This window comes from Pseudomonas sp. TH07 (genome assembly GCF_016651285.1).
Lineage (GTDB): Bacteria > Pseudomonadota > Gammaproteobacteria > Pseudomonadales > Pseudomonadaceae > Aquipseudomonas.
The window spans coordinates 5,819,119-5,841,619 of record NZ_JAEKED010000001.1 but is presented as its reverse complement, the minus strand read 5'-3'; the positions used below and the strand labels follow the sequence as shown (position 1 = coordinate 5,841,619).

16 protein-coding genes are annotated in these 22,501 nt (G+C 65.0%); 10 read left to right on the top strand and 6 right to left on the bottom strand.

What is annotated here, in order from left to right; all coding sequences use genetic code 11:
* Nucleotides 1-102: 102 nt before the first annotated feature.
* From folE to JFU57_RS26745, 3 genes are all read right to left on the bottom strand, one after another.
* Nucleotides 103-660 carry a GTP cyclohydrolase I FolE gene (folE, locus tag JFU57_RS26755; protein ID WP_020296318.1) on the bottom strand — a complete coding sequence of 186 codons (558 nt, stop codon included), beginning with the start codon at nt 658-660 and terminating at the stop codon, nt 103-105.
* 82 nt (nt 661-742) lie between these two features.
* Nucleotides 743-1,924 carry an acetyl-CoA C-acetyltransferase gene (locus tag JFU57_RS26750; protein WP_201131375.1) on the bottom strand — a complete coding sequence of 394 codons (1,182 nt, stop codon included), beginning with the start codon at nt 1,922-1,924 and terminating at the stop codon, nt 743-745.
* A 108-nt stretch (nt 1,925-2,032) separates the two neighbouring features.
* Nucleotides 2,033-5,596 carry an indolepyruvate ferredoxin oxidoreductase family protein gene (locus JFU57_RS26745; RefSeq protein WP_201131374.1) on the bottom strand — a complete coding sequence of 1,188 codons (3,564 nt, stop codon included), beginning with the start codon at nt 5,594-5,596 and terminating at the stop codon, nt 2,033-2,035.
* Nucleotides 5,597-5,955: 359 nt separating this feature from the next.
* On the opposite strand from JFU57_RS26745, the gene JFU57_RS26740 reads away from it, so the two are divergent.
* On the top strand, nt 5,956-6,882 hold the full coding sequence (locus JFU57_RS26740) for a quinone oxidoreductase family protein (RefSeq protein ID WP_201131373.1): 927 nt from the start codon (nt 5,956-5,958) through the stop codon (nt 6,880-6,882).
* Nucleotides 6,883-6,983: 101 nt separating this feature from the next.
* A complete protein-coding gene (locus JFU57_RS26735) occupies nt 6,984-7,895 on the top strand; it encodes a LysR family transcriptional regulator (RefSeq protein WP_201131372.1) in 912 nt (303 codons plus the stop codon).
* 4 nt (nt 7,896-7,899) lie between these two features.
* On the opposite strand, the gene JFU57_RS26730 is transcribed toward JFU57_RS26735, so the two are convergent.
* Nucleotides 7,900-8,523 carry a TetR/AcrR family transcriptional regulator gene (locus tag JFU57_RS26730; protein ID WP_201131371.1) on the bottom strand — a complete coding sequence of 208 codons (624 nt, stop codon included), beginning with the start codon at nt 8,521-8,523 and terminating at the stop codon, nt 7,900-7,902.
* 507 nt (nt 8,524-9,030) lie between these two features.
* Here JFU57_RS26730 and JFU57_RS26725 point away from each other — a divergent pair.
* The 7 genes from JFU57_RS26725 (at nt 9,031) to JFU57_RS26695 (ending at nt 18,536) form a co-directional block, all read left to right on the top strand.
* Nucleotides 9,031-10,650, top strand: a complete 1,620-nt coding sequence (locus JFU57_RS26725; RefSeq protein WP_201131370.1) for a GMC family oxidoreductase — start codon at nt 9,031-9,033, stop codon at nt 10,648-10,650.
* Entirely contained in the window at nt 10,647-12,167 is a 1,521-nt protein-coding gene (locus JFU57_RS26720; protein WP_201131369.1) for an aldehyde dehydrogenase family protein, read from the top strand. The genes JFU57_RS26725 and JFU57_RS26720 overlap by 4 nt, the downstream gene beginning before the upstream one ends.
* 61 nt (nt 12,168-12,228) lie before the next feature.
* Entirely contained in the window at nt 12,229-13,896 is a 1,668-nt protein-coding gene (locus tag JFU57_RS26715; protein ID WP_201131368.1) for a DUF1302 domain-containing protein, read from the top strand.
* Nucleotides 13,897-13,923: 27 nt separating this feature from the next.
* Entirely contained in the window at nt 13,924-15,285 is a 1,362-nt protein-coding gene (locus JFU57_RS26710; protein ID WP_201131367.1) for a DUF1329 domain-containing protein, read from the top strand.
* Nucleotides 15,286-15,514: 229 nt separating this feature from the next.
* Entirely contained in the window at nt 15,515-16,552 is a 1,038-nt protein-coding gene (locus JFU57_RS26705; protein WP_201131366.1) for an amidohydrolase family protein, read from the top strand.
* A 131-nt stretch (nt 16,553-16,683) separates the two neighbouring features.
* Nucleotides 16,684-17,748: a phosphotransferase gene (locus tag JFU57_RS26700; RefSeq protein ID WP_342032578.1), complete on the top strand. Its 1,065-nt coding sequence runs from the start codon at nt 16,684-16,686 to the stop codon at nt 17,746-17,748.
* A 2-nt stretch (nt 17,749-17,750) separates the two neighbouring features.
* On the top strand, nt 17,751-18,536 hold the full coding sequence (locus tag JFU57_RS26695; protein WP_201131365.1) for a tyrosine-protein phosphatase: 786 nt from the start codon (nt 17,751-17,753) through the stop codon (nt 18,534-18,536).
* Nucleotides 18,537-18,571: 35 nt separating this feature from the next.
* Here JFU57_RS26695 and JFU57_RS26690 read toward each other — a convergent pair whose 3' ends face one another.
* Both JFU57_RS26690 and JFU57_RS26685 read right to left on the bottom strand, forming a co-directional pair.
* Nucleotides 18,572-19,456 carry a DMT family transporter gene (locus tag JFU57_RS26690; protein ID WP_201131364.1) on the bottom strand — a complete coding sequence of 295 codons (885 nt, stop codon included), beginning with the start codon at nt 19,454-19,456 and terminating at the stop codon, nt 18,572-18,574.
* 105 nt (nt 19,457-19,561) lie between these two features.
* Nucleotides 19,562-20,407: an SDR family oxidoreductase gene (locus JFU57_RS26685; RefSeq protein WP_201131363.1), complete on the bottom strand. Its 846-nt coding sequence runs from the start codon at nt 20,405-20,407 to the stop codon at nt 19,562-19,564.
* A gap of 416 nt (nt 20,408-20,823) precedes the next feature.
* Here JFU57_RS26685 and JFU57_RS26680 point away from each other — a divergent pair, with 416 nt between their 5' ends.
* Nucleotides 20,824-22,485, top strand: coding sequence for a DUF1302 domain-containing protein (locus tag JFU57_RS26680; RefSeq protein WP_020296334.1), 1,662 nt, complete (start codon nt 20,824-20,826; stop codon nt 22,483-22,485).
* Nucleotides 22,486-22,501: the final 16 nt, after the last annotated feature.

Below are 22,501 nucleotides of genomic sequence, written 5' to 3'. Positions count from 1 at the left end.
AGCACCCTGGATCAGCCTGGGCCGGCGTCGGCCCGGGCTTTGGTGGGCTTGAAGATCATCCGCTGCGCCAGGCGGATGCTCAGCTGCGACGGGCGCTGCGGGCTAGCGATCGCGGATCAGTTGCAGGAATTCCTGGCGGGTGTTGTACGACTCGCGAAACGCTCCGAGCATCACCGAGGTGCTCATCACCGAGTTCTGCTTTTCCACGCCGCGCATCATCATGCACATGTGCTTGGCTTCGATCACCACCGCCACCCCTGCGGCCCGGGTGACCTGGGCCACGGCCTCGGCGATCTGCCGGGTGAGGGTTTCCTGGATCTGCAAGCGCCGGGCGAACATGTCGACGATCCGCGCCACCTTCGACAGGCCCAGGACCTTGCCGGTGGGGATGTAGGCAACATGGGCCTTGCCGATAAAGGGCAGCAGGTGGTGCTCGCACAGCGAATAAAGCTCGATATCGCGCACGATCACCATCTCATCGTTGTCCGACTCGAACAGCGCGCCGTTGACGATTTCCTCCAGGGTCTGGCGGTAGCCATGGCAGAGGTACTGCATGGCCTTTGCCGCCCGTTGCGGTGTGTCCAGCAAGCCTTCGCGCTGTGGGTCTTCACCCACGCCCTGGAGGATTTCGCGGTAGTTGTTCGCCAGCTCTGGGTTCATCGGTCGACCTTGTTGTCAGGGGTGAAAGGTGCGGGCCGGCCAGGTCTGTTCCTGGCTCAAGCCTGGGTGCAACAGCTGCGGCTCAAGGGCGCTGCACGGCCAGGGCGACCCCCATGCCGCCGCCGATGCACAAGGTCGCCAGGCCTTTTTTGGCATCGCGCCTGGCCATTTCGTGAAGCAGGGTCACCAGCACCCGGCAACCCGAGGCGCCAATCGGGTGGCCCAGAGCAATGGCGCCGCCGTTGACGTTGACCTTGGCGCTGTCCCAACCCAGGGTCTTGCCGACCGCAAGTGACTGGGCGGCGAAGGCTTCGTTGGCCTCGATCAGGTCCAGCTCCTCCAGGCTCCAGTCGGCTTTATCCAGGCATTTGCGGGTGGCCGAGACCGGGCCGATGCCCATGATCGCCGGGTCGACCCCGCTGCTGGCGTAAGCCTTGATCGTGGCCAGCACCGGCACGCCTAACTCCCGGGCCGTGCTCGCGCTCATCAACAGCACTGCCGCCGCGCCATCGTTGATCGCCGAGGCGTTGCCGGCGGTGACGCTGCCGTCTTTCTTGAACGCCGGCTTGAGTTTGGCCAGGCTGTCGGCGCTGGTCTGGGGACGGGGTTGTTCATCCACCGCAAACAGCAGCGGCTCGCCCTGGCGCTGGGCAATCGACACCGGGGTGATTTCCGCGGTGAAACGCCCAGCCTCCTGGGCCGCGCAGGCCAACTGCTGGGAGCGCAGGGCGTAGGCGTCCTGTTGTTCCCGGGTCAGGCCGTGGCCCTCCACCAGGTTTTCCGCGGTGATGCCCATGTGGTAGCCGTTGAAGGCGTCGAGCAGGCCATCCTCCAGCAGCGAGTCGGCCAGTGGCGCGTGGCCCATGCGCAAACCGGTGCGGGCCTTGGCCAGGGTATAGGGGGCCAGGCTCATGTTTTCCATGCCGCCGGCAATCACCACCTGCGCATCGCCGCAGCGAATCGCCTGGGCCGCCAGGGCCACGGATTTCAACCCGGAGCCGCAGAGTTTGTTCAGGGTCATGGCCGACACCCCATGGGGCAGGCCGGCGTTCAGCGCTGCCTGGCGCGCCGGGTTCTGCCCGCAACCAGCGGTCAGCACCTGGCCGAGAATCACCTCGTCCACCCGGCTGCCGTCGATGCCGGCCTGCTTCAGCAGGGCTTGAATCACCACGCTGCCCAGTTCCACGGCGCGGGTGGTGGCCAGGGCGCCCTGGAAGGTGCCGATGGCGGTACGGGTGGCCGCGACTATGACGACGTCTTGCATATCTGTACTCCCCTTGAATAAAAGGCCTGGCGCCCTTGCCGAGTCGCCAGGCCCTGCCATATGGCAGGAAATCGCTGCCCCGGCGCCGCAGCGCCAGGGTGTGGGCGCCTAGAGCTGGGTCAAGGCGATTGTGTCGACGCTCGGGGTGGCCGGGTGAAACTGCGGGCCCGGGCCGTTGCGCCATTGTTCGAGCAAGCGCGCCTGGCGCTGCTCGGCGTGGCCCAGGAAGCGTTCCTTGACCGGGCCGTAGCCGCGCACGCTGTCGGGCAGTTCCAACAGGTCCTGGGCCAGTTGCAGTTTCTCGAGGCTCAAGCCTTGCAGCACCTCGTCCATGAGGGCTTCGTAGTTGGCCAGCCAGGCCCGTTCCACACGGCGCTCATGGGTGTAGCCAAACGGGTCGAGCCAGGTGTTGCGCAGGAACTTGAGCCTGGCCAGCAGTTTGAAGCCCTGGAGCATCCACGGCCCGAAGCTGCGTTTTTTCGGGTCGCGGCCGCCGGCGTTGTCGTTCAGCAGCGGCGGCGCCAGGTGGAAGCGCAGGCTGTAGTCGCCCTCGAAGGTGGCGCGAATCTTTTCCAGGAACTCGCCATTGGTGAACAGGCGGGCTACCTCGTATTCATCCTTGATCGCCAGCACCTTGAAGTAGTAGCGGGCCACGGCGGCCGAGAGTTTCCCCGGTTGCCCGAGCAATGCCGTTTCCGCCGCCATGAATTGCCCGACGCGCTGCCGGTAACGCTCGGCATAGGCCGGGTTCTGGTAGGCACTGAGGGCGGCGACGCGTCGTGCCAGGGTTTCTTCCAGGCTCTGGGACAGCAGGCGGTCGGCAGCGTGCACCTGGCCGGCCTGCAATTTGCGCAGGACCCGTGGCAGGTCCTGGGCGCTGCGCCGGCCCCAGGCAAAGGCCGCAAGGTTGAAGGCCACGGCGGTGCCATTGAGCTCGATGGCTTGCAGCAGCGCGGCTTCGCCCACCGGCAACCAGCCTTTCTGGTAGGCGTAGCCGAGCATGAAGGTGTTGGTGGCAATCGAGTCGCCCATCAGCGCCGTGGCGATCTTGCTGGCGTCGATAAAGTCCGCGCGGTCCGGCCCCACGGCTTCGGCGATCTGCGCCGACATGCTGTGGCTATGGAACAGCGGGTCCGGGTGTTGCTGCAGGTCGCCGCTCTGCGCCTGCAGGGCAAAGGTGCGGACAAAGGCGCTGGTGATGCTTTCTTCACTGTTGACCAGGGCATGGGTCACGCCCTGGCGCAGCTTGGAGAGGGTTTCGCTGTTGGCGCTGACCACCAGGTCGCAGCCCAGCAGCAGGGCGGCTTCACCTTCGGCGATGCGCGGCGCGAACAGCTGCTCCTGGTGCGCAGCGATGCGGATGTGGGACCACACCGCACCACCTTTTTGCGCCATGCCGGCCATGTCCAGGTTGAGCGTGCCCTTGCCTTCGATAAACGCCGCCATGCCGAGCAGGGCGCCAATGGTCACCACGCCGGTGCCGCCGACCCCGGTCACCAGAATGCTGTAGGGCTGGTCCAGGGCCATACTGGTGGGGCTTGGCAAGTCCCAGGTTTCGTCGGCAGCGGTGGCCAGCGCCTTGGGCTTGCGCAAGGTGCCACCCTCGACCGTGACGAAGCTGGGGCAAAAACCGTTGAGGCAGGTGAAGTCCTTGTTGCAGGACGACTGGTCGATTTCCCGCTTGCGGCCGTACTCGGTTTCCACCGCCACCACCGACATGCAGTTCGACTTGCTGCTGCAATCGCCGCAGCCTTCGCACACGGCTTCGTTGATCACCACCCGCCGCGCCGGATCGGGGAACTTGCCGCGCTTGCGCCGGCGGCGTTTTTCCGCGGCGCAGGTCTGGTCGTAGATGATCGCCGACACCCCCGGGAACTGCCGCAGCTCGTGCTGTATCTCGTCCATCTTGTCGCGGCGCAGCACCGGCACGCCGTCTGCCAGGTCATGGATGTGCTGGTATTTCTCCACGTCGTCGCTGACCACCACAAGCCGCTGCACGCCTTCGGCTGCCAACTGCCGGCTGATCTGCGCCACGCTGAGGCTGCCGTCCACCGGCTGGCCGCCAGTCATGGCCACGGCGTCGTTGTAGAGGATCTTGTAGGTGATCTGCACCTTGGCCGCGATGGCCGCGCGAATCGCCAGGATGCCCGAGTGGAAGTAGGTGCCGTCCCCCAGGTTGGCGAATACATGCTGGGTGGTGGTGAAGGGCGCCTGGCCGATCCAGGCCACGCCTTCGCCGCCCATCTGGCTGAAGGTCTGGGTTTGCGGGTAGATCCAGGCGGCCATGTAGTGGCAACCGATGCCGGCCAGCGCACGGCTGCCCTCGGGGACCTTGGTCGAGGTGTTATGCGGGCAGCCGGAGCAGTAATGCGGCACGCGCTCCATCAGGTTGCTGAACTGGCCTTTGCTCGCCAGTTGCGCGTCGAGTACCGCCAGGCGCACTTGCAGTGGGCCGCTTTGATGCAGGCGCAAAATGCGCTTGGCCAGGGCCCGGGCAATCATCGCCGGCGTCAGGTCGTTGACTGCCGGCAGCAGCCAGTCGGTGTGCGGCAGGCTCCATTCACCCTTGTCGTCGAACTTGCCGACGATGCGCGGGCGAACGTCTTCGCGCCAGTTGTAGAGTTCTTCCTTGAGCTGGTACTCGATCATGTGGCGTTTTTCTTCGACCACCACTATCTCTTCCAGGCCTTCGGCGAACTGCCGGACGCCTTCGGCTTCCAGCGGCCAGACCATGCCCACCTTGTACACGCGCAACCCGATCTGCTGCGCCAGGGCGTCGTCGATACCCAGGATTTTCAAGGCCTGGCAGACGTCCAGGTAAGACTTGCCGGAGGTGATGATGCCGAGCCGGGCCTTCGCCGAATCCAGCACGATGCGGTCGAGGCGGTTGGCGCGGGCATAGGCCAGGGCCGCATACAGTTTGTGCTCCAGCAGCCTTTGTTCCTGGGCCAGGGGCGGGTCCGGCCAACGGATGTTCAGGCCGCCCTGGGGCAGGGCGATATCCGGTATCTGCGGTTGCACGCGGTGAATGTCGATGTCGACGATGGCCGCGCTTTCCACGGTATCGGCGACCGCCTTGAGCGCCACCCAGCAGCCGGAATAGCGCGACATGGCCCAGCCGTGCATGCCGTAGTCGAGGTATTCCTGCACCCCCGAGGGGGCCAGCACCGGCATCATCACCGCCTTGAAAATGTGCTCGGTCTGGTGCGGCAGCGACGAGGAGCGGGCGCCATGGTCGTCGCCGGCAATCGCCAGGACCCCGCCGAAACGCGAGGTGCCGGCAGCATTCGCATGGCGGAACACATCGCCGCAGCGGTCCACGCCCGGGCCTTTGCCGTACCACATGCCGAACACGCCGTCGTAGGTCGCGCCCTCGAACAGATTGACCTGCTGCGTGCCCCAGATCGAGGTCGCGGCGAGGTCTTCGTTCATGCCGGGGTGGAACACCGTGTGGTGTTCCTTGAGGTAGTCGCGGGCTTTCCACAACGCCTGGTCGAAGCCGCCCAGGGGCGAGCCGCGATAGCCGGAAATGAACCCGGCGGTGTTCAGGCCGTTGGCCAGGTCGCGCTGACGCTGCATGAGGGGCAGGCGGACCAGCGCCTGGATCCCGGTGAGCAAAACTTTTCCGCTGTGCTGGACGTACTTGTCATCCAGGGACGGGGACGCACTCATGTTCATCCTCCAGGCTTTATTCTCGCGACGGCGCCGGGAGCATGGCGTCGCCTTGTTGTGGGCCGGAGTCTAGGGAGCGTCCCTGCCATCGTAAAATCACAAAAACAGGCAGGTGGTATTGGCTTTGCAGATACCGGATCCGGGCTGGAGCGCTGGGTGTCCGAACGCTGCAGGCGTGTGTCCTGATCAGTGTTTCGTTTGCCGCTCGGGCGCCGACGCCAGGCGCTGCTCCGCGTTGTTTGGGGGCTTCCGCCAGGGCCGTTGAATCAACGCCTGGTAAATTTATGGACAAATAACTGAAAAATGTTCAATTATTGCTCGATGCGCAACCTTAAAACAAAACAGACAAGGAGAATGCCATGCGTGCAGCAATCATTTCCGAACGCAATGCGCCGCCGGTGGTGGGCGAGTTTCGTGATCCGCAACCGCAGGACGGCGCGGTCCTGATCGACGTCGACACGGCTGGCCTGGGCGGTTGGGATGTGCTGGGGGCGTACCGGCTCGGCGTGGAATACCCCTGCGTCATCCGCGGCGAAGGCGTGGGCCGCGCCCCGGACGGGCGCCGGGTGTATTTCGGTGAGCGCTCGGTGTTGCCTTTTGGCGCCTGGGCCGAGCGCACCCTGGTGCCCCAGGCGGAAGTCTGGGACGTGCCGGACGAGGTTGACGACAAAACCGCGATCAGCATGGGCATCGCCGCCACCGGCGCCATCGTGCCGTTGGAAAAAGCACAGATCCAGAAGGGCGAGAAGGTCCTGATCCTGGGCGCCACCGGTACGCTTGGCCAGATCGCCTTGCAACTGGCGCGCGGCATGGGCGCCGGCAAGGTGGTCGGTGCGGCGCGTTCTGCCCAGGCCCTGGAACGCCTGAGGTCACGCGGGATGGCCGATGCAGTGGTGGCCCTGGGCGGCAGCGATGACGTCGCTGCACTCAAGGATGCCGCCGATGGCGGATTCGATGTGGTGCTCGACCTGGTGTGCGGGCAGCCCATGCTGACGGCATTGAAGGCCACCAACTGGGGCGCGCGGATCATGACCATCGGCACCGGCGCCGGGCGCCAGCTCAACCTGGACATCGCCGACCTGCTGTTTCGCAACCTGTCCTGTATCGGCACCGGACAGCGTCCGTCCGCAGACCGCGAGCAGATCTGGCGGCGATTGCTGACGATTGCCCGCGAGCAGCAGATCCAGGTGGATTACGCCGACTACACCCTCGATCAGGCCGCACAAGCCTGGGCGGCGCAGGTTGCGGGGCCCCACGCCAAAATCACCGCAACCATCCGCCGCTAAGTCCTCTGGATGGCCAAGGCGCCCCCGATGGGGCGTCTTTCAGTGCTGGCCCAGGGTTCAAGCCGGCTCCTTTATTTCGCGGGCAGGTAGCAGGGCAGCCGATGACCAAGGGCAAAGATATTTCCATGCGCCAGTTGCGCTATTTCGTGGCCGCCGCCGATGCCGGGCAGTTTTCCCAGGCGGCGCTCAAGGTGCACGTGTCGCAGTCGGCGATCACCGCCGCGGTCCTGCAACTGGAGGGCACCATGGGCGTCAGCCTGTTCGAGCGCCTGCCCCATGGGGTGACGCTGACCGCCGAAGGCAACAAGTTCGCCCAGCATGCGCGGCATATCCTCGACACCCTGCAGGACGCCCTCAGCGAGCCGCTGTTTCTGAGCCATGCCATGCGCGGCACGGTGCGTGTTGGTGCTTCATACACGGTGCTGGGCTACTTTCTGCCGGCGTTGCTGGCACGCTTCAAGCGCAGCTACCCGCAGGTCGAGATCGACCTGGTCGACATGGACCGCCAGAGCATCGAGGCCGCGGTGAGCAATGGCGACCTCGACCTGGGCCTGGCCATTGTTTCCAACACCCCCAACCTGCAAGTGTTCGCGCACCAGGTGTTGATCCGCTCGCGGCGCCAGCTGTGGCTGTCCAGCCAGCACCCGCTGATGGCGGCCAGCTCGATCAATCTTGCCGACGTGGCCGAGCACGCCTATATCCTCGCCACGCTGGATGAGGGCGATGCCTCGACGCTGCGCTACTGGGAGTCCCGTGGCCTGGCGCCCAAGGTGGCGTTTCGCACCTCGTCGCTGGAGGCATTGCGCGGCTTGGTGGGGCACGGCTTTGGCGTGACGATTCTGTCGGACATGCTGTACCGGGCCTGGTCCCTGGAGGGCAAGAAGATCGAAATCCGGCCCCTGGTGGATGCGATTCCCCCCATGGAGCTGGGGCTGATCTGGCTCCCGGACCAGCACCTGTCGGAGCCGGCCCAGGCCTTGCGCCAGTTCCTGATCATGGCCTGTGCGTCCTAGGCCTTCAGCAGCAGGTGCAGCCTTTGGCCGGCCAGTAGCCATTGTTCATCAGGCTGTCGAAGGTCTCGGTCATTTCTCGCGCCGAATTCGGGTAGCCATGGCGCACCCACCATAGCCACAGCCCGATCAGCGCTCCGACAAAACAGCGTACCGCCACTTCGCCCCGCATCTGCGCCACCTGATACAGCCCCTGTTTCCGGTAGTGCTCGCGCACCTGGATGATCAGGATGTTTTCCAGGTGGGCGAGGATCACGCTCTGCCCGGGCCCGCTGAAAAAAGACGTGGTCAGCGCCGCATGGCGTTCGGTGGCGCTGAACAGCCAGGCCGAAACATCCAGCACCACGCGTTGGTCGCCACTGACGTCGGTGACTTTGGTGGCGGGCGTGCCAATGGCTTCGTAGCCGGCGGCGATCAGGTCTTCCTTGTCGCGAAAGTGGGCGTAGAACGTGGAGCGGGCCACCCCCGTGCGATCCAGCAGTTCCTGAACGGTGATTTCGCCGTAGTCCTTTTCCAGGGCCAGGCGGTACATGTGGTCCAGCAACAGTTCGCGGGTGCGTTGCGAGCGCAGGGCGTGGCGCTGTCTGGAGTGGCTTTTGTCGGCTAATTGTACGGAAGCGGAGCGAGTCATCCGGTACCTCTGCTGAGCGTTCTTATTGGAGTCTTGGCGCCCGGCATGGCAGCTGCCCGGCGGTGAGGTTGAAACAGTGGCATAGGCTTTTCTGTGCAAGCAATCTAAGTTTTAGGACAGTTTGCACAAAAGTGTTAATTATCGGCCCGTTCGCCGAACAGATTCGCGGTTCTGTTCGTTGTGGCTTCAGGCGCTCGGTCTTACCGTATCTCCAGTCCGTCAGAGACCCTGGAGAATAATAATGAGCCACGCCCCCGCAACCCCGATGTCTGTTCCTGTGCACCGTGCGCCGCACCTGGTACGTCATTTACACCAGAACACGCCTCCGATTTTCTGGATCCCGCGCCGCTCCGAGAGTCCGCGCCGCACCCTGCAGGCTCCGCACTCCTTCAGCAGCATCGGCCTCACGCCCTACGCCCAGTTGCCCGTCGACGCACAGCAGCCTTTGCGCAGCTGATAGATCCGGGTGGCCAGCGGCTTACCGCAACCTGAAAAAGAAGAACCAGCATGAGCAAAACCTACGACTACATCATTATCGGTGCGGGCTCGGCCGGCTGCGTCCTGGCCAACAGACTGTCCGCCGATCCCCAGGTCTCGGTGCTGTTGATCGAGAGTGGCCCGGAGCACAGCAGCCCCTTGATCGCCATGCCTCGAGGCATCGGCAAATTGCTCAGCCCGGGCAACCCCCATGTCTGGAGCTACCAGGCCGCCCGGGGCGAGGGCATGCGTGACGAGCAGTGGCTCAAGGGCAAGACCCTGGGCGGCTCGAGCTCGGTGAACGGCATGGTCTATGTGCGCGGCGCACCGGCCGACTACGACCACTGGGAAGCGCAAGGCTGCGTGGGCTGGGGCTGGGCCGATATGGGCCGGCAATTTGTGGCCCTGGAAGACCACCAGTTGGGGGCCAGCCAGTGGCGCGGCGTGGGCGGCCCGCTCAAGGTCACGCTGCATCCCTCGGGTGATGCCCTGTGCGACGCCGTGATCAGCGCGGCGGGGGCGCTGGGCGTGGCACGCAGCGACGACACCAACCACGTCGACGCCGTCAGTCGCGGCGGCTTTGGTTACCAGCCCCAGACCACCTGGAAGGGCCAGCGTTTCAGCGCCGCCAGGGCCTTCCTCGACCCGGTGCGCCGCCGGCCGAACCTGACGGTGATGACCGGTGTCGACGTGCAACGCATCGAGTTCAACCTGCGCCGGGCCTCTGCGGTGCAGGTCAGTGGCGGCGACGGCAACACGCGGTTCACGGTGCGCCGCGAGGTGCTGCTGTGCGCGGGGGCCATCGAGTCGCCCAAGCTGTTGCAACTGTCCGGTATCGGCCCGGCCGATTTGTTACAGCAACTGGGGATCCCGCTGTTGCAGGACGCCCCCGAAGTCGGGCGAAACCTGCGCGAGCACGTGTACATGGCCATGCAGTACCGGGTCACCCGGGGCAGCTTCAACCATTGCTTTCATGGCCTGGGCCTGCTCGGCGCCTTGGCCCGTTACTTTCTGCGCAGGAACGGCCCGATGACTCACGCGGCCCATGAGGCCGGCGGTTTTATCAAGACCCGGCCCGAGCTGGACCGCCCGGACGCGCAAATTGGCGTCAGCCTGTATTCCATGGACGGCGACGGCAACAAGGTGGCGATCGACAAACAGCCCGGGCTGACCATCGGCGGCTATTTCCTGCGCCCGCAAAGCCAGGGCGAGGTGCGCATCCAGTCGGCGGACCCGAGGGTGCCGCCGCAGATCAACGCTAACTATTTGAGTGCCGAGATCGACCGTATTTCGGCGATTGCCCTGTTTCGCTGGTTCCGCCGCCTGGCCGCGCAGCCGGCGCTCAAGCCGTTCATCGTCGCCGAGCTGACCCCCGGCGCACCGGTGGAGAGCGACGAGCAGATCCTGGCTGCGTTTCGCCACTTCGGCCAGACCGCCTACCACGTTTCCGGCACCTGCCGCATGGGCGCCGACAGCAGCTCGGTACTCGACCCTGAACTGCGTGTGCGCGGCGTCGCGGGCCTGCGGGTGGTCGATACCTCGGTGATGCCGTGCCTGGTGTCCGGCAACACCAATGCCCCGGCCATGGCCATCGCCATGCGTGCCGCAGAACTGATCACCGGTATACCCTCAGGAGCCCCAGCATCATGAATCAGCACACCCGCCACCCCGGCAGCAGTCATGTTCCCTTTACCCACCTGGACCAGCTCTATATCGACGGGGCCTGGGTCAGCGTCGACGGCCCGCTGGAAGCCGTGCTCAACCCGGCCACCGAAGCGGTGATCGGCTGGGCTCCGGTCGGTGATCGGCACAGCGCCGACGCCGCACTGGCCGCGGCGCGGCACGCCTTCGACAACGGCCCCTGGCCCTGGCTGAGCATGGCTGAACGCGGCGCTTACCTGCGGCGCATGCACGCCGCGCTGGTGGCCCGCCGGGAACAGCTTGCGGCGCTGATCATCGCCGAGGTGGGCTGCTCCCAGGGCGTGACCTACGCCATGCAGGTGGACATGCCCCTGGCCCATGTCTTGACCGCCATCGAGCAGTCGCTGCACAGCGACAGCCAGCAGATCCCGGTGCACGCCAACCCCAATCCGTTCAACCCGGGCGGGCCGATGCTGCTGGGCAGCGGCACCGTCGAGCGCGAGCCGATCGGGGTGGTAGCGGGCATCACCGGCTACAACTTCCCGTTCCTGCTCAACCTGGCCAAGGTCTTCCCGGCGTTGCTGGCGGGTAACACCCTGGTGCTCAAACCTTCGCCTTTCACGCCGTATTCGGCGCTGCTGTTCGGCGAGATCGCCGAGGAAGTCGGCCTGCCCAAGGGCGTGCTGAACATTGTCACCGGCGGCATCGAGGTCGGCAGCCAATTGAGCAGCGACCCGCGGGTGGACATGGTCTCGTTCACCGGGTCGGAAGCCGTGGGCATCAGCATCATGGGCCAGGCCGCGCCGACCCTGAAGCGTGTGCATCTGGAGCTGGGCGGCAAGTCGGCCCTGATCGTGCGTGCCGATGCCGACATCCAGGCCACTGCCCTGGGCGCGGTAGCCGGCCTGGCGGTGAATGCCGGGCAGGGCTGTGCGCTGCTGACCCGGTTCGTGGTGCATCACTCGGTGCGCGAGCAGTTCGTGCAGTGCGCCAAGGCGATTGCCGGGCAGTGGAAGGTCGGCGACCCGGCGGACCCCAGCGTGATGATGGGCCCGCTGATTCGCGAGTCGCAGCGGGCCAAGGTCGAGGGCTTCATCGCCAGCGGTCGCGATGCAGGGGCCACCCTGGTGTGCGGTGGCGGACGCCCGGCGCACCTGCGCCAGGGTTTTTTCAGCGAGATCACCCTGTTCGATAACGTGCGCAACGACATGACCGTGGCCCAGGAAGAAATCTTCGGCCCGGTGGGCGTGGTCCTGGGGTTCGACAGCGACGACGAGGCGGTGGCCATCGCCAACGATTCGCGCTTCGGCCTCAACGGCGCCGTGGCTTCGGCCGATGCCGCCACCGCCTATGCCCTGGCCAGGCGCATCCGTGCCGGCAGCGTGTACCTCAACGGCGGCAGCGGCGGCCTGCCGTATGCGCCGATCGGCGGTTTCAAGCGCTCTGGGATCGGCCGCGAATTCGGGCCGAACTGGCTGAAAGAGTTCACTCAGGAAAAATCCATCATCTACCCCATCGGGCGCTAGCCGCGACGCCCTTCGGCGACGCAGACAGCACGACTGACAATAAAAACAAAAGGTGGTTTGCATGAAACACATGAGTACACAGGGAGCCCTGCGTGCGCGGCACACCCTGGCACTGCTGGTGGTCGCCGAACTGGCGCTGGGGCAGGGCCGTAGCGCGCTGGCGGCGTCCATCGAGCTGCCGGACCCGGATTACCGCCTGCGCTGGGACAACACGCTGCGCTACAACCTGGGCATGCGCATGGAGCACCAGGACCGGCGCATCATGAACAACCCCAGTTACGACGAGTCCGATGGCAAGTTCGACAAGGGCGACATTGTCACCAACCGTGTCGACGTGCTCAGCGAAATCGACTTTTCATACCGCAAGGATTGGGGCGCGCGGGTCAGCGCCGCGGGTTGGTATGACCAGGCCTATCACGATAACGATGTGCGCAGCCACGTCGCCGGCTACCAGAGCAGCTACGACAACGATCGTTACAGCGGGCAGGTCAAGCGTTACGCCGAAGGCCCGTCGGGGGAAATTCTCGATGCCTTCGTGTGGAAGAATTTCCGCCTCGGCGATGCCTCGGTCAACATCAAGGCGGGTCGCCACACCAACTACTGGGGCGAAGGCCTGCTGTTTGGCGCCCATGCGATTTCCTACTCCCAGGCGCCCCTGGACGGGGCCAAGGCTGTGACCAGCCCGGGTATTGAAACCAAGGAAGTGTTCCTGCCCATCGGGCAGATCTCGGCCAAGGCCCAGGCCACCGATAACCTGACCCTGGCGGCGCAGTATTTCTACGAGTGGGACTACACCCGGATGCCTTACGGCGGGACCTACTTCGGCGCCGCCGACCCGTTTTTCGAAGGCCCGGACCGGCTGCCGGTGGCACCGGGGTTTTCCTTCAAGCGCGAGCAATCCAGGTTTGGCCGCGACTCCGCCAACTGGGGGGTGATGGCCAAGTACGACGTCGATGCGATCCAGTCTACCCTCGGCCTGTACTACCGCCAGTTCGACGACTATCAACCCTGGTTGGCGCCGCAGGTGTCGGCCGCCACCGCCAGCTACCGCCTGGTTTACCCGCGCAACGTCAAGTTGCTCGGCCTGAGTTTTTCCACCGTGCTGGACACGGTGTCGATCGGCAGCGAGATCTCCTACCGCAAGGGGGGCGCGTTGAACGCGGTGGGCATTGACCCGGACGATAACCAGGGCCCGCGCGGCGACAGCCTGCACTTCGTGGCCAACGCGGTGTACGGCGTGCCGCGCAACTTCATCGCCAAGAACGCCACCCTGGTCGGCGAGTTCGCCTACAGCCACCTGCGCAAAGTGACCGAACACGAAGAGCTGTACCTGGGCGAGCACAGCGCCAATTGCGTGGACCCCAAGGTCGGCACGCCGGGCTCGGGGAGCAAGCGTGATGGCTGTTCGACCCGTGACTACGCGGCCCTGGCAGTCAATTACACGCCGCAGTACCTGTCGGTGCTTCCATCGTGGGACATGAGCGTGCCGCTGACCGTCAACTATGGCCTGTACGGCAATGCCGCCACCGCCGGCGGCGGTAACGAAGGTGCCCTGACCTGGTCCGCCGGGGTGCAGATGACCTATGCCCAGCGTTACGAGTTCGGCCTGCGGTATGCCGACAGTGCGGCCCAGTCCAGGACCGGCCCCGGCGATGTGGTCGGCGGCAACGGCGCCGTGGGCGGAACCGACCGTGGCTGGCTGGCCTTCACCTTCAAAACCTCCATTTGACATAGCCAAGAAACGGAGTACCTGTTTATGAAAGGACAATGTGCATGGGCGCTGGCGCTGTTGAGCGTCGCCACCTGCAGCCTGGGCGCGGCACCGGCCGACCAGGTGGCGCAGATTGGCAAGAGCCTGACCCCGTTTGGCGCCATCATCGCGGGCAATGCCGATGGCAGCATTCCCCCCTACACCGGCGGCCTGCGGCAAAGCCCGCCGGGCTTCAAGCCGGACAGCGGGTTCTGGGTCGACCCGTTCAAGGATGAGAAACCCTTGCTGCGCATCGACTCGAAGAACATGCAGCAGTACGCCGACCGGCTGAGCGGCGGCCAGAAAATGCTCCTGAGCAAATTCCCCGATTACTACCTGGACATTTACCCGAGCCACCGCACTGCGGCCTACCCGCAAGAGATGCTCGACGCCACCGTGCGCAACGCCAGTACCTGCCACGCCACCCGGGACAACCTGGCGGTGGACCCGGCGTGCCGTGGCGGGCTGCCGTTCCCGCTGCCGCAAAATGGCAACGAGGTGATCTGGAACCAGCAACTGCGCTACAAGGGCGCGGGCTACACCACCACGGCGTCGTCCAACAGTTGGGTGGTCGATTCCCAGGGCTCGGTGACCAAGACCGCCGAGTCGGCGACGATGGAAGAGGCCCCGTACTATCAGGTCAAGCAGGCGGATCGTGACCCCCAGCTGTACTACCGCGCCTGGGCCCTGGACAGTTACCCGGCCCGCAGCGCCGGGCAGTTGATCATCCTCGCCGACTACCTCGACCCCCAGGCTCAGCCGCGCCGGGCCTGGAGCTACACCCCGGGCATGCGCCGGATCAAGCTGGCGCCGGAGTTCGCCTATGACACCCCGGTGCCGAACCAGGGCGGGGTCAACCTGTTCGACGAGTTGCAGATGTTCTCCGGTAGCCAGGACCGCTTCGACTACAAGCTGGTGGGGCGCAAGGAAATGTACATCCCCTATAACGCCTACAAGTTCTATTTCAGCTGTGGCCAGGAGCAGCAGTTCCAGGCGCACCACGCCAATCCCGCCTGCGAGCGCTGGGAGCTGCACCGGGTGTGGGTGGTGGAGGCCACGCTCAAGCCCGGCAAGCGCCACGTGTACAGCAAGCGCACCTATTACCTGGACGAAGACACCTTCGGTGCCGGGCTGTACGACGCCTGGGACCAGGCTGGGGTGCTGTACCGCGCGTTGTTCCAGAGCGGGGTGCAGCTGTATGACAAGAACCTGCCGTACACCGTGAAAAACGTCAGTTACGACTTCAACAAGGGCATGTGGTCGTTGCTCAACGACGGCCTCAAGGGCGGCTACCAGGTGCACGATGCGCCGCTGTCCGAGCGCGACATGAAGCCCGAGTCGATCGTGTCCCAGGAAACCCAGCGCTGATCACACCCGAGCACGCATTGGCGGCCTGCGAGGGCCGCTTTTTTTTGCCCGGGTTTTAGCGTGCACAGGTTTATCGGCGGTCGGGACGGCGGTTCAGCAACAGATTTAAATGAACAGATATTTAAAATGTGTTTATATTATTCCCGGGCGCAGTTGCCCACTCACGCGACCCGAGCGGCCCGCCAGGCGGCCGTTCAGTCCGCTGGCTGATTATAAAAAGGAGAACGCCATGCTGATTGATGTCCACGCCCATCTGCTGACCGAAGGCATGCTCAACCGTCATGAATTCTGGGGCCCGTTCATGAAGGTCCAGGGCCTGACCGTGGGCCACTTTTCCCTGGGCACCAAGCAACCGGCCAAGGCCGCCACCGATGCCCAGGCCCAGGCCAACCTCCTGGCGCGCATGACCCATGCCAGCCGCCGCACGCTGATGGCCGAGCGCGGCGTCGACAAGCTGGTGATGTCCACGCCGTCCCACTGCTTCATGTATTGGGCGGGGGATTTTGCCAATGAGTACGCGCGCATCTGCAACGACGAGTTGTCGGCGTTCTGCCGCGCCGATCCCGATCACTTCGATTTCTGGTGCCACGCCAACCTGGCGGACCCGGAGCAGGCGGCCCGGGAAATCGACCGCGCGGTGACCCAGTTGGGGGCTCGGGGCGTGTGTGTCGGCGGGGCCAACTTCAATGGCCTGGAAGCCCATGACGAGCGCCTGTATCCGGTCTGGGAAAAGCTCACCCAGCTGGATGTGCCGATCATGGTGCACGGCTTCAATCAGTCGATTTACTGGGGGCAGAAACACACCGACGACAAGTTCGAAACCACCTCGATCGTGGGCGACTGCGTCGATGAAACCCTGTTTTTCTGGTACCTGATCTGCGGCGGCGCGCTGGATGTGTTCCCGACCCTGAAAACCTACATCACCCATGCCGGCGGCATGGCGGTGTTCCAGTTGGGGCGCCTGAGCGAGCTGAACCGGGCCATGGCCCCGGACTCGCGCAACCAGCGGCCGTTGATGGACTACCTGCAGAACTTCTATTTCGACCTGGACGTGCATGCGCCGGGCCTGCGCCGTGGGGTTGCCGAATTGGTGGGGGCCGAGCGCCTGCTGTATGGCACCAACTTTGGTGGAGCCTATGACCATGGCGACCTGACGGCCGGGCTCGGTTTGTCGAGCCATGACCGGGAGCGGATCCGCAGCGGCAACGCCATCGAACTGCTCAAGCTCAAGGTGCCGGCCGGCAGCGACCGGGTCCTGGTGCCATGACCGGCAACCTGCTGGCGATGCGCGTCGGCCGCCCGTACCCGCAGCGCAACGGGCGCCTGCCGCGGCAGTTGCAGGAGATCAGCGCGGCCTGACTCACGCAGCTGCTGCAACCGCGTTACCCGGGGATCGAGGTGCAGGCGCTGGACGTGCTCGAAGTGCGCAACGGGCACACCACCAAGCTGCGTGCCCACTTGCAACTGAACGAGGTGGGCCAGCGGGCGGGCATTGCGCCCCATGTGTGCTTGAAGTCGAACTGGTCCGAAGGGTTTGAAAGCGGCGATATCTGTGAGTTGGAGGCACGCTTCTATCAGCTGGCCCGCAACTGGCCCCAGGCCCCGCTGCCGGTCAGCTATTTCTGCGACTGGGACGCCGATGGCGGCGGTCGGGGCGTGGTGATCATGGAGGACCTGGGCCTGGCTCCCGGGCAGTTCGGCCACAGCACCGATCACCTGGGGGTGGACGGTGTGGCGGCGGGCCTGGAGTCGCTGGCGACACTGCATGGCGCCACCTGGGGCAGTGAGCTGTTGCAGCGCCAGAGCTGGTTGCCGGTGTCGATGGCCAATCCGGTGGACAGCAACGGGCTGTTGCGCATGTACAACTACATCAAGGTCAACCTGCGCAAGCCGGAGTATCGGCAGCTGTTGCCGGCGTGGATGTACGAGGCCCCGGAGCTGTTCAGCCAGGCCTTCGACGAGCTGGCGGCGTTCGAGCTGGAGCAGCGGTCGCCCAGTTGCCTGATCCATGGCGACGCCCATCAGGGCAACAGCTTTTTACGCAGCAACGGCCAGCGCATCTGGCTCGATTGGCAGTTGGCCCGGCGTGGCCGGCCGTGGCGGGATGTCGCGTATTTCATGCTCGGTGCGCTGACCGTGGAGGAGCGGCGCGCCGAAGCCCCGGCGCTGTTGCGGGTGTACCGCGAGAAGCTGCTCAGCCTGGGCGCCGAAGGGGTGCTGGGCCAGGACGCTGCCTGGGAGCAATTGCGCCGTTGGCCGGTGTGGGGCATGCAGACCTGGATGTCGAACATGGACGACTGGGGCCAGGCCGGGTTGCCGATGGTGGAACGCTTTTTCGCCGCCGCCGAAGACTTCGACACCCTGCGCCTGCTGACCCACGGTCGCCGGCCACGGCGGACGCCGATCCTGGGGCAGCACGCACGGCCGTTGGCGCCGGCCTACCAGCACCTGTTGGAGCAATAGCCATGGCCCATCCAGAGCCCCTGCAACTGCAGGGCGCGGATAACTTTCGCAGCCTGCAGGGCCTGCCCAGCCGTTGCGGCCGGCGCATCGGCCGGCATGCGCTGATGCGCGCCGACCAGTTGCATCGCCTGACCGCGCAGGATTGGCAGGTCCTGCAACAGCTGGGGCTGCGGACCGTCTGCGATTTGCGCAGTGCCGGCGAGCGGGCACGTTACCCCAGTTGCCTGCCAGGACCGAGGGTGCAGCCCCTGCACCTGGACCTCACGGGCGACGGGCCTGGCGACCCACGGCTGGCGGCCTTGCTCGCCGGCGCGGCGCCGGGGCAGGGCGGGCAGGACATGATGCAGGCGATATACCGGCGCTTGCCGGGCCTGCTGGCGCCGCACTTGCCGGCCCTGTTCGCGCTGTTTACGGCGGGCCGCGCACCGGTGCTGGTTCACTGCGCGGCGGGCAAGGACCGTACCGGGGTGGCGGTGGCGATCCTGCTGCATGCCCTGGGGGTGGCGCCGCAATCGATCATGGTCGACTACCTGCTTTCGGCGCGGCGCTTCAGCCAGCTGGACCCACCGCGCCAGGAGGCAATGGGCCACGCACTGGCGCAGCTGCTGGGCGAGCCCCCGAACGAAGCGGCCATGGATGCGGTGCTGGATGCCCGGCCTGAATACTTGCAGGCGGCCCTGGGGGCAATCGACACCGAGTACGGTGGCCTCGAGCGCTACCTGCATCGCTTCAGCGGCCTGGACGCAGCAGGGCTGCAAGGGCTGCGCGACAGCGTGCTCGTGCCCTAGGCCGACGCCCTGGCCATGGCCCGAGCGGGCCAGCCCTAGGCCGACGCCCTGGCCATGGCCCGAGCGGGCCAGCCCTGGGCCAGGCCGATGCCCAGCAGGATCAGGCCACCGCCCACGGCGTGGTACAGGTGCAAGGTTTCATCGAGCAACAGGATGGCCAGCGCGGCGGTGAACAGCGGCACCAGGTTCATCAGGGCCGCGGTCTTTTCCGGCCCCAGGGTTTGCAGGCCACGCATCCACAAGCCGGGGGCCAGGGCCGAGGCAAACAGGCCGGCGAACAGCACCAGCGGAATATTGCGCGGGGTCAGGGCAATGGACGGCGCCAGCAGGAACGGCGGAATCAGCAGCAAGGTGCCGCAGACAATCTGCACGTACAGGCTTTCCCAGGTTGGCAGGGGGATTTGCCAGCGCTTGACCAGTACGCAATACAGCGCATAGGACAGCGACGCCAGCAGCATCATCAGTTCGCCGCTGCCCACCCCGTGCCGCCACAGCGACGCCAGGTCGCCGGCGGCCAGCAGCCAGGCCAGGCCGGCAAACGACACCAGGGCACCCAGCAGCAGCGCCGGTGTGGGGCGGGTCTTGAGCACCACAAAGGCCAGCAGCACCGTGAGCAGGGGCATGGTCGCCAGGATCAGGCCCATGGAGGTGGCGCTGACGGTATGCGCGGCGAAATAGGCCAGGGACTGGTACAGCGACATGCCGAGCAAGCCCAGCAGCATCAGCCGGGGCAGGTGCGGGCGAATGCTGCGCCGCAGTCGCCAGACCCTGGGCAGCAACACCGGAGACAGCACCAGCAGGGCCGTCAGCCAGCGATAGAACGAAATCGCCGCCGGGTCGATCACTCCCACCGAGAGGCGATTGACCACCGTGCTGGCGGCCCAGATCAGTGTTGCGAGGACAGGTAACAGCAGGTTCATTGCGCGGACGCCAAGAGTGAAGGGTGCGCGCTGCGCACCGCAGTGGCCGCCGCTGGTGCGGCCGTCGGTGAGTGCCGGAGGGGCGCCATGACCCCCCGTCAGGCCTTAGTCGCGGGCGGCGTTGCGCGCCTGGATGGCGGCGGCGAAATCCCGTTTGAGGGTCGGGAAGTAGGCAATCTGGCCACCCATGCCGCCGGCAATATCGATCGACGCGGCGCTGATAAAGCTGGCGTATTCGCTGGCCAGGAACAGTGCCATGCCCGCCACGTCTTCCGGTTTGCCATAGCGGCCGATGGGCACCACTTTCATCACCATGGCGTCGAACTCTTCGCGGCTGACGCCCGGGCCCATTTCCCGGTAGTGGCGGTCCCACTGGCCGGTGTCGATCCAGCCCATGTTCAGGCTGTTGACCAGAATGTTGTCCTTGGGCAGGGACATGCCCAGGGAGCGGGAGAGGGCGACGCACGAGGCGCGGTTGATCACCGAGGGAATGCCGTCGGGGGTCGGAATCACCCCGGCCAGGGCGTTGATTTCGATGATTCGCCCCCAGCGCTGTTCGCGCATGTGCGGCACCACCGCCTGGACAAAGCGGAAGTGCCCCATCTGCAGGATATTGGCGTGTTCAAGAATGGCTTCCGGGGTCAGGGTGTCGAGGTTGCCGCCACGGTCCTGGCCGGCGTTGTTTACCAGTACATCGACGCCGCCCCAGGCCTGTGCAACTTCGGCGACAAATGCCTTGACCCCGTCGCTGTCGGTGACGTCGACGGCCCGAGCGATAACCGCCTGGGCCTGTTCCGCCAGTTGCGCGCCGGCGGCGCGAACCGCCTCTTCACTGCGGGCGCAGATCGCGACCCGTGCCCCTTCGGCAGCGAAGGCCCGGGCGATGGCCAGGCCTATGCCCCGTGACGCGCCGGTGATGATGACGCGCTTGGCGCTCAAGTCGATGTTCATGGTGGCTCCTCTTGTTGTTTTACACGCCCGTCGCTGTTTTTTTCCCGGGACGCGGCGTTTTCAGTGAGTCTGCCCGGGCTATTCAAAGCCCAAACGCGAAAAGGGTCAAAGATTATTTGAACGTTTATTGCTTATGTGTGCAGTATTAGCCCTGGCTTTGCCGCCGCCTGGAACCGTTGTCGACCGGTTAGGGTTTAAAATTCTAGATGTAGAATTGAAATCTTTATATGGAATTTTAAATCGTGATCCGTTACGGTGCGCTTTAGCTGAGGAGGACTGTGGTCACAGATGCGTGCTAGACCTCGTGAGCCGACCGTCCAAGCGGGACTTGCAACGATCCTGTAGGGTTTCGCAGATCGCTGGAATGACTGTTTGAACGCACAACGACTGAAAATAAAAACAAAAAGGTAGTGTGTATGAAAGACAAGACCAAGCAGGGTCGGCGGGTGCTGACTCAAGGTGCGCTGACGCTGTTGATGGTGGGCAGCGCCCAGGGTTTGATGGCGGCCTCGTTCGACATGTCCAACCCCGACTACCGGGTGCGCTGGGACAATACCGTGCGCTACAACCTGGGCATGCGTACGGACAGCCAGGACCGTCGCATCATGAACACGCCGAACTACGACGAGTCGGACGGAAAGTTCGATAAAGGCGATATCGTGACAAATCGCCTTGATCTGTTGAGTGAGTTCGATTTCTCCTACCTCAACGAGTGGGGCGCCCGACTCAGCGCTGCGGCCTGGTTCGACCAGGCGTACAACGATCACAAGGTCAGCAGCAACGTCCCCGGCTACGCCACCAGCTACCACAACAACCGCTACAGCGACGAAGTGAAGCGCTACGTCAACGGCCCTTCGGGCGAGTTGCTCGATGCCTTCGTCTGGCGCAACTTCAACATCGGCGATACGCCGGTCAACCTGAAGATCGGTCGCCACACCAACTATTGGGGTGAGGGCCTGCTGTTCGGCGCGCACTCCGTGTCCTACTCCCAGGCACCCAGCGATGGGGTGAAAGCCTCCACCAGCCCGGGTATCGAAACCAAGGAAGTGTTCCTGCCGGTTGGCCAGGTGTCGGCCAAGGCCCAGGTCACCGACCACCTGTCCCTGGCGGCGCAGTATTTCTATGAGTGGGAACCGACCCGCATCCCCTATGGCGGCACCTACTTCGGCGGCGCCGACCCGCTGTTCGAAGGGCCGGACCAACTGCCCCTGGCACCCAACGGCGCCACCTTGCAGCGCCAGGATTCGCGCTTCGGGCGTGACGGCAAGAACTGGGGCGTGATGGCCAAGCTCAACGTCGAGGAAGTCGAATCGACCTTCGGCGCCTACTATCGCCAGTTCGACGATTACCAGCCTTGGCTGGCACCGCAGGTCAAGGCGGCCCTGGGCTCCTACCGGGTGGTCTACCCACGGGGCGTGAAGCTTGCGGGCCTGAGTTTTGCCCGGGTGTTCAATACCGTGGCCGTGGGTACGGAGCTGTCCTACCGCATGAACGGCGCGCTGAATGCGACCGGGGTCAGTGCCCTGGATGACGAAGGGCCGCGCGGCGATACCCTGCACTTCATCGCCAACGCCGTGTACGGCGTGCCGCGTAACTTCATTTCGGAAAACGCCACGCTGGTCGGTGAATTCGCCTACAGCCACCTGCAACGTGTGACGGAACACGAAGAACTGTACAAAGGTGCTGGCACCGCAGCCTGCACCAATGGCAGGACGCCGGGCATCGCCGGTTCCGGCAGCGAGTCCGATGGCTGTTCGTCGAAGAATTACTACGCCGTGGCCGTCAACTACACCCCGCAGTACATCTCGATCTTCCCGTCCTGGGACCTGGATGTCCCGTTCACCGTCAACTACGGCCTGCATGGCAACGCACCGACCGCCGGTGGCGGTAACGAAGGCGCGCTGTCGTACTCGGTCGGGGTGAAGGCCACCTACGCCCAGCTCTATGAGTTCGGCCTGCGTTACGCCGACACCCAGGCGCGTTCCAAGAACCTGGCCAATGGCACCGTCGCCGGCAACGGCGGCGTAGGCGGCACCGACCGTGGCTGGCTGGCGTTCACCTTCAAGACCTCCTTCTGACAAATCCAATAAGAAT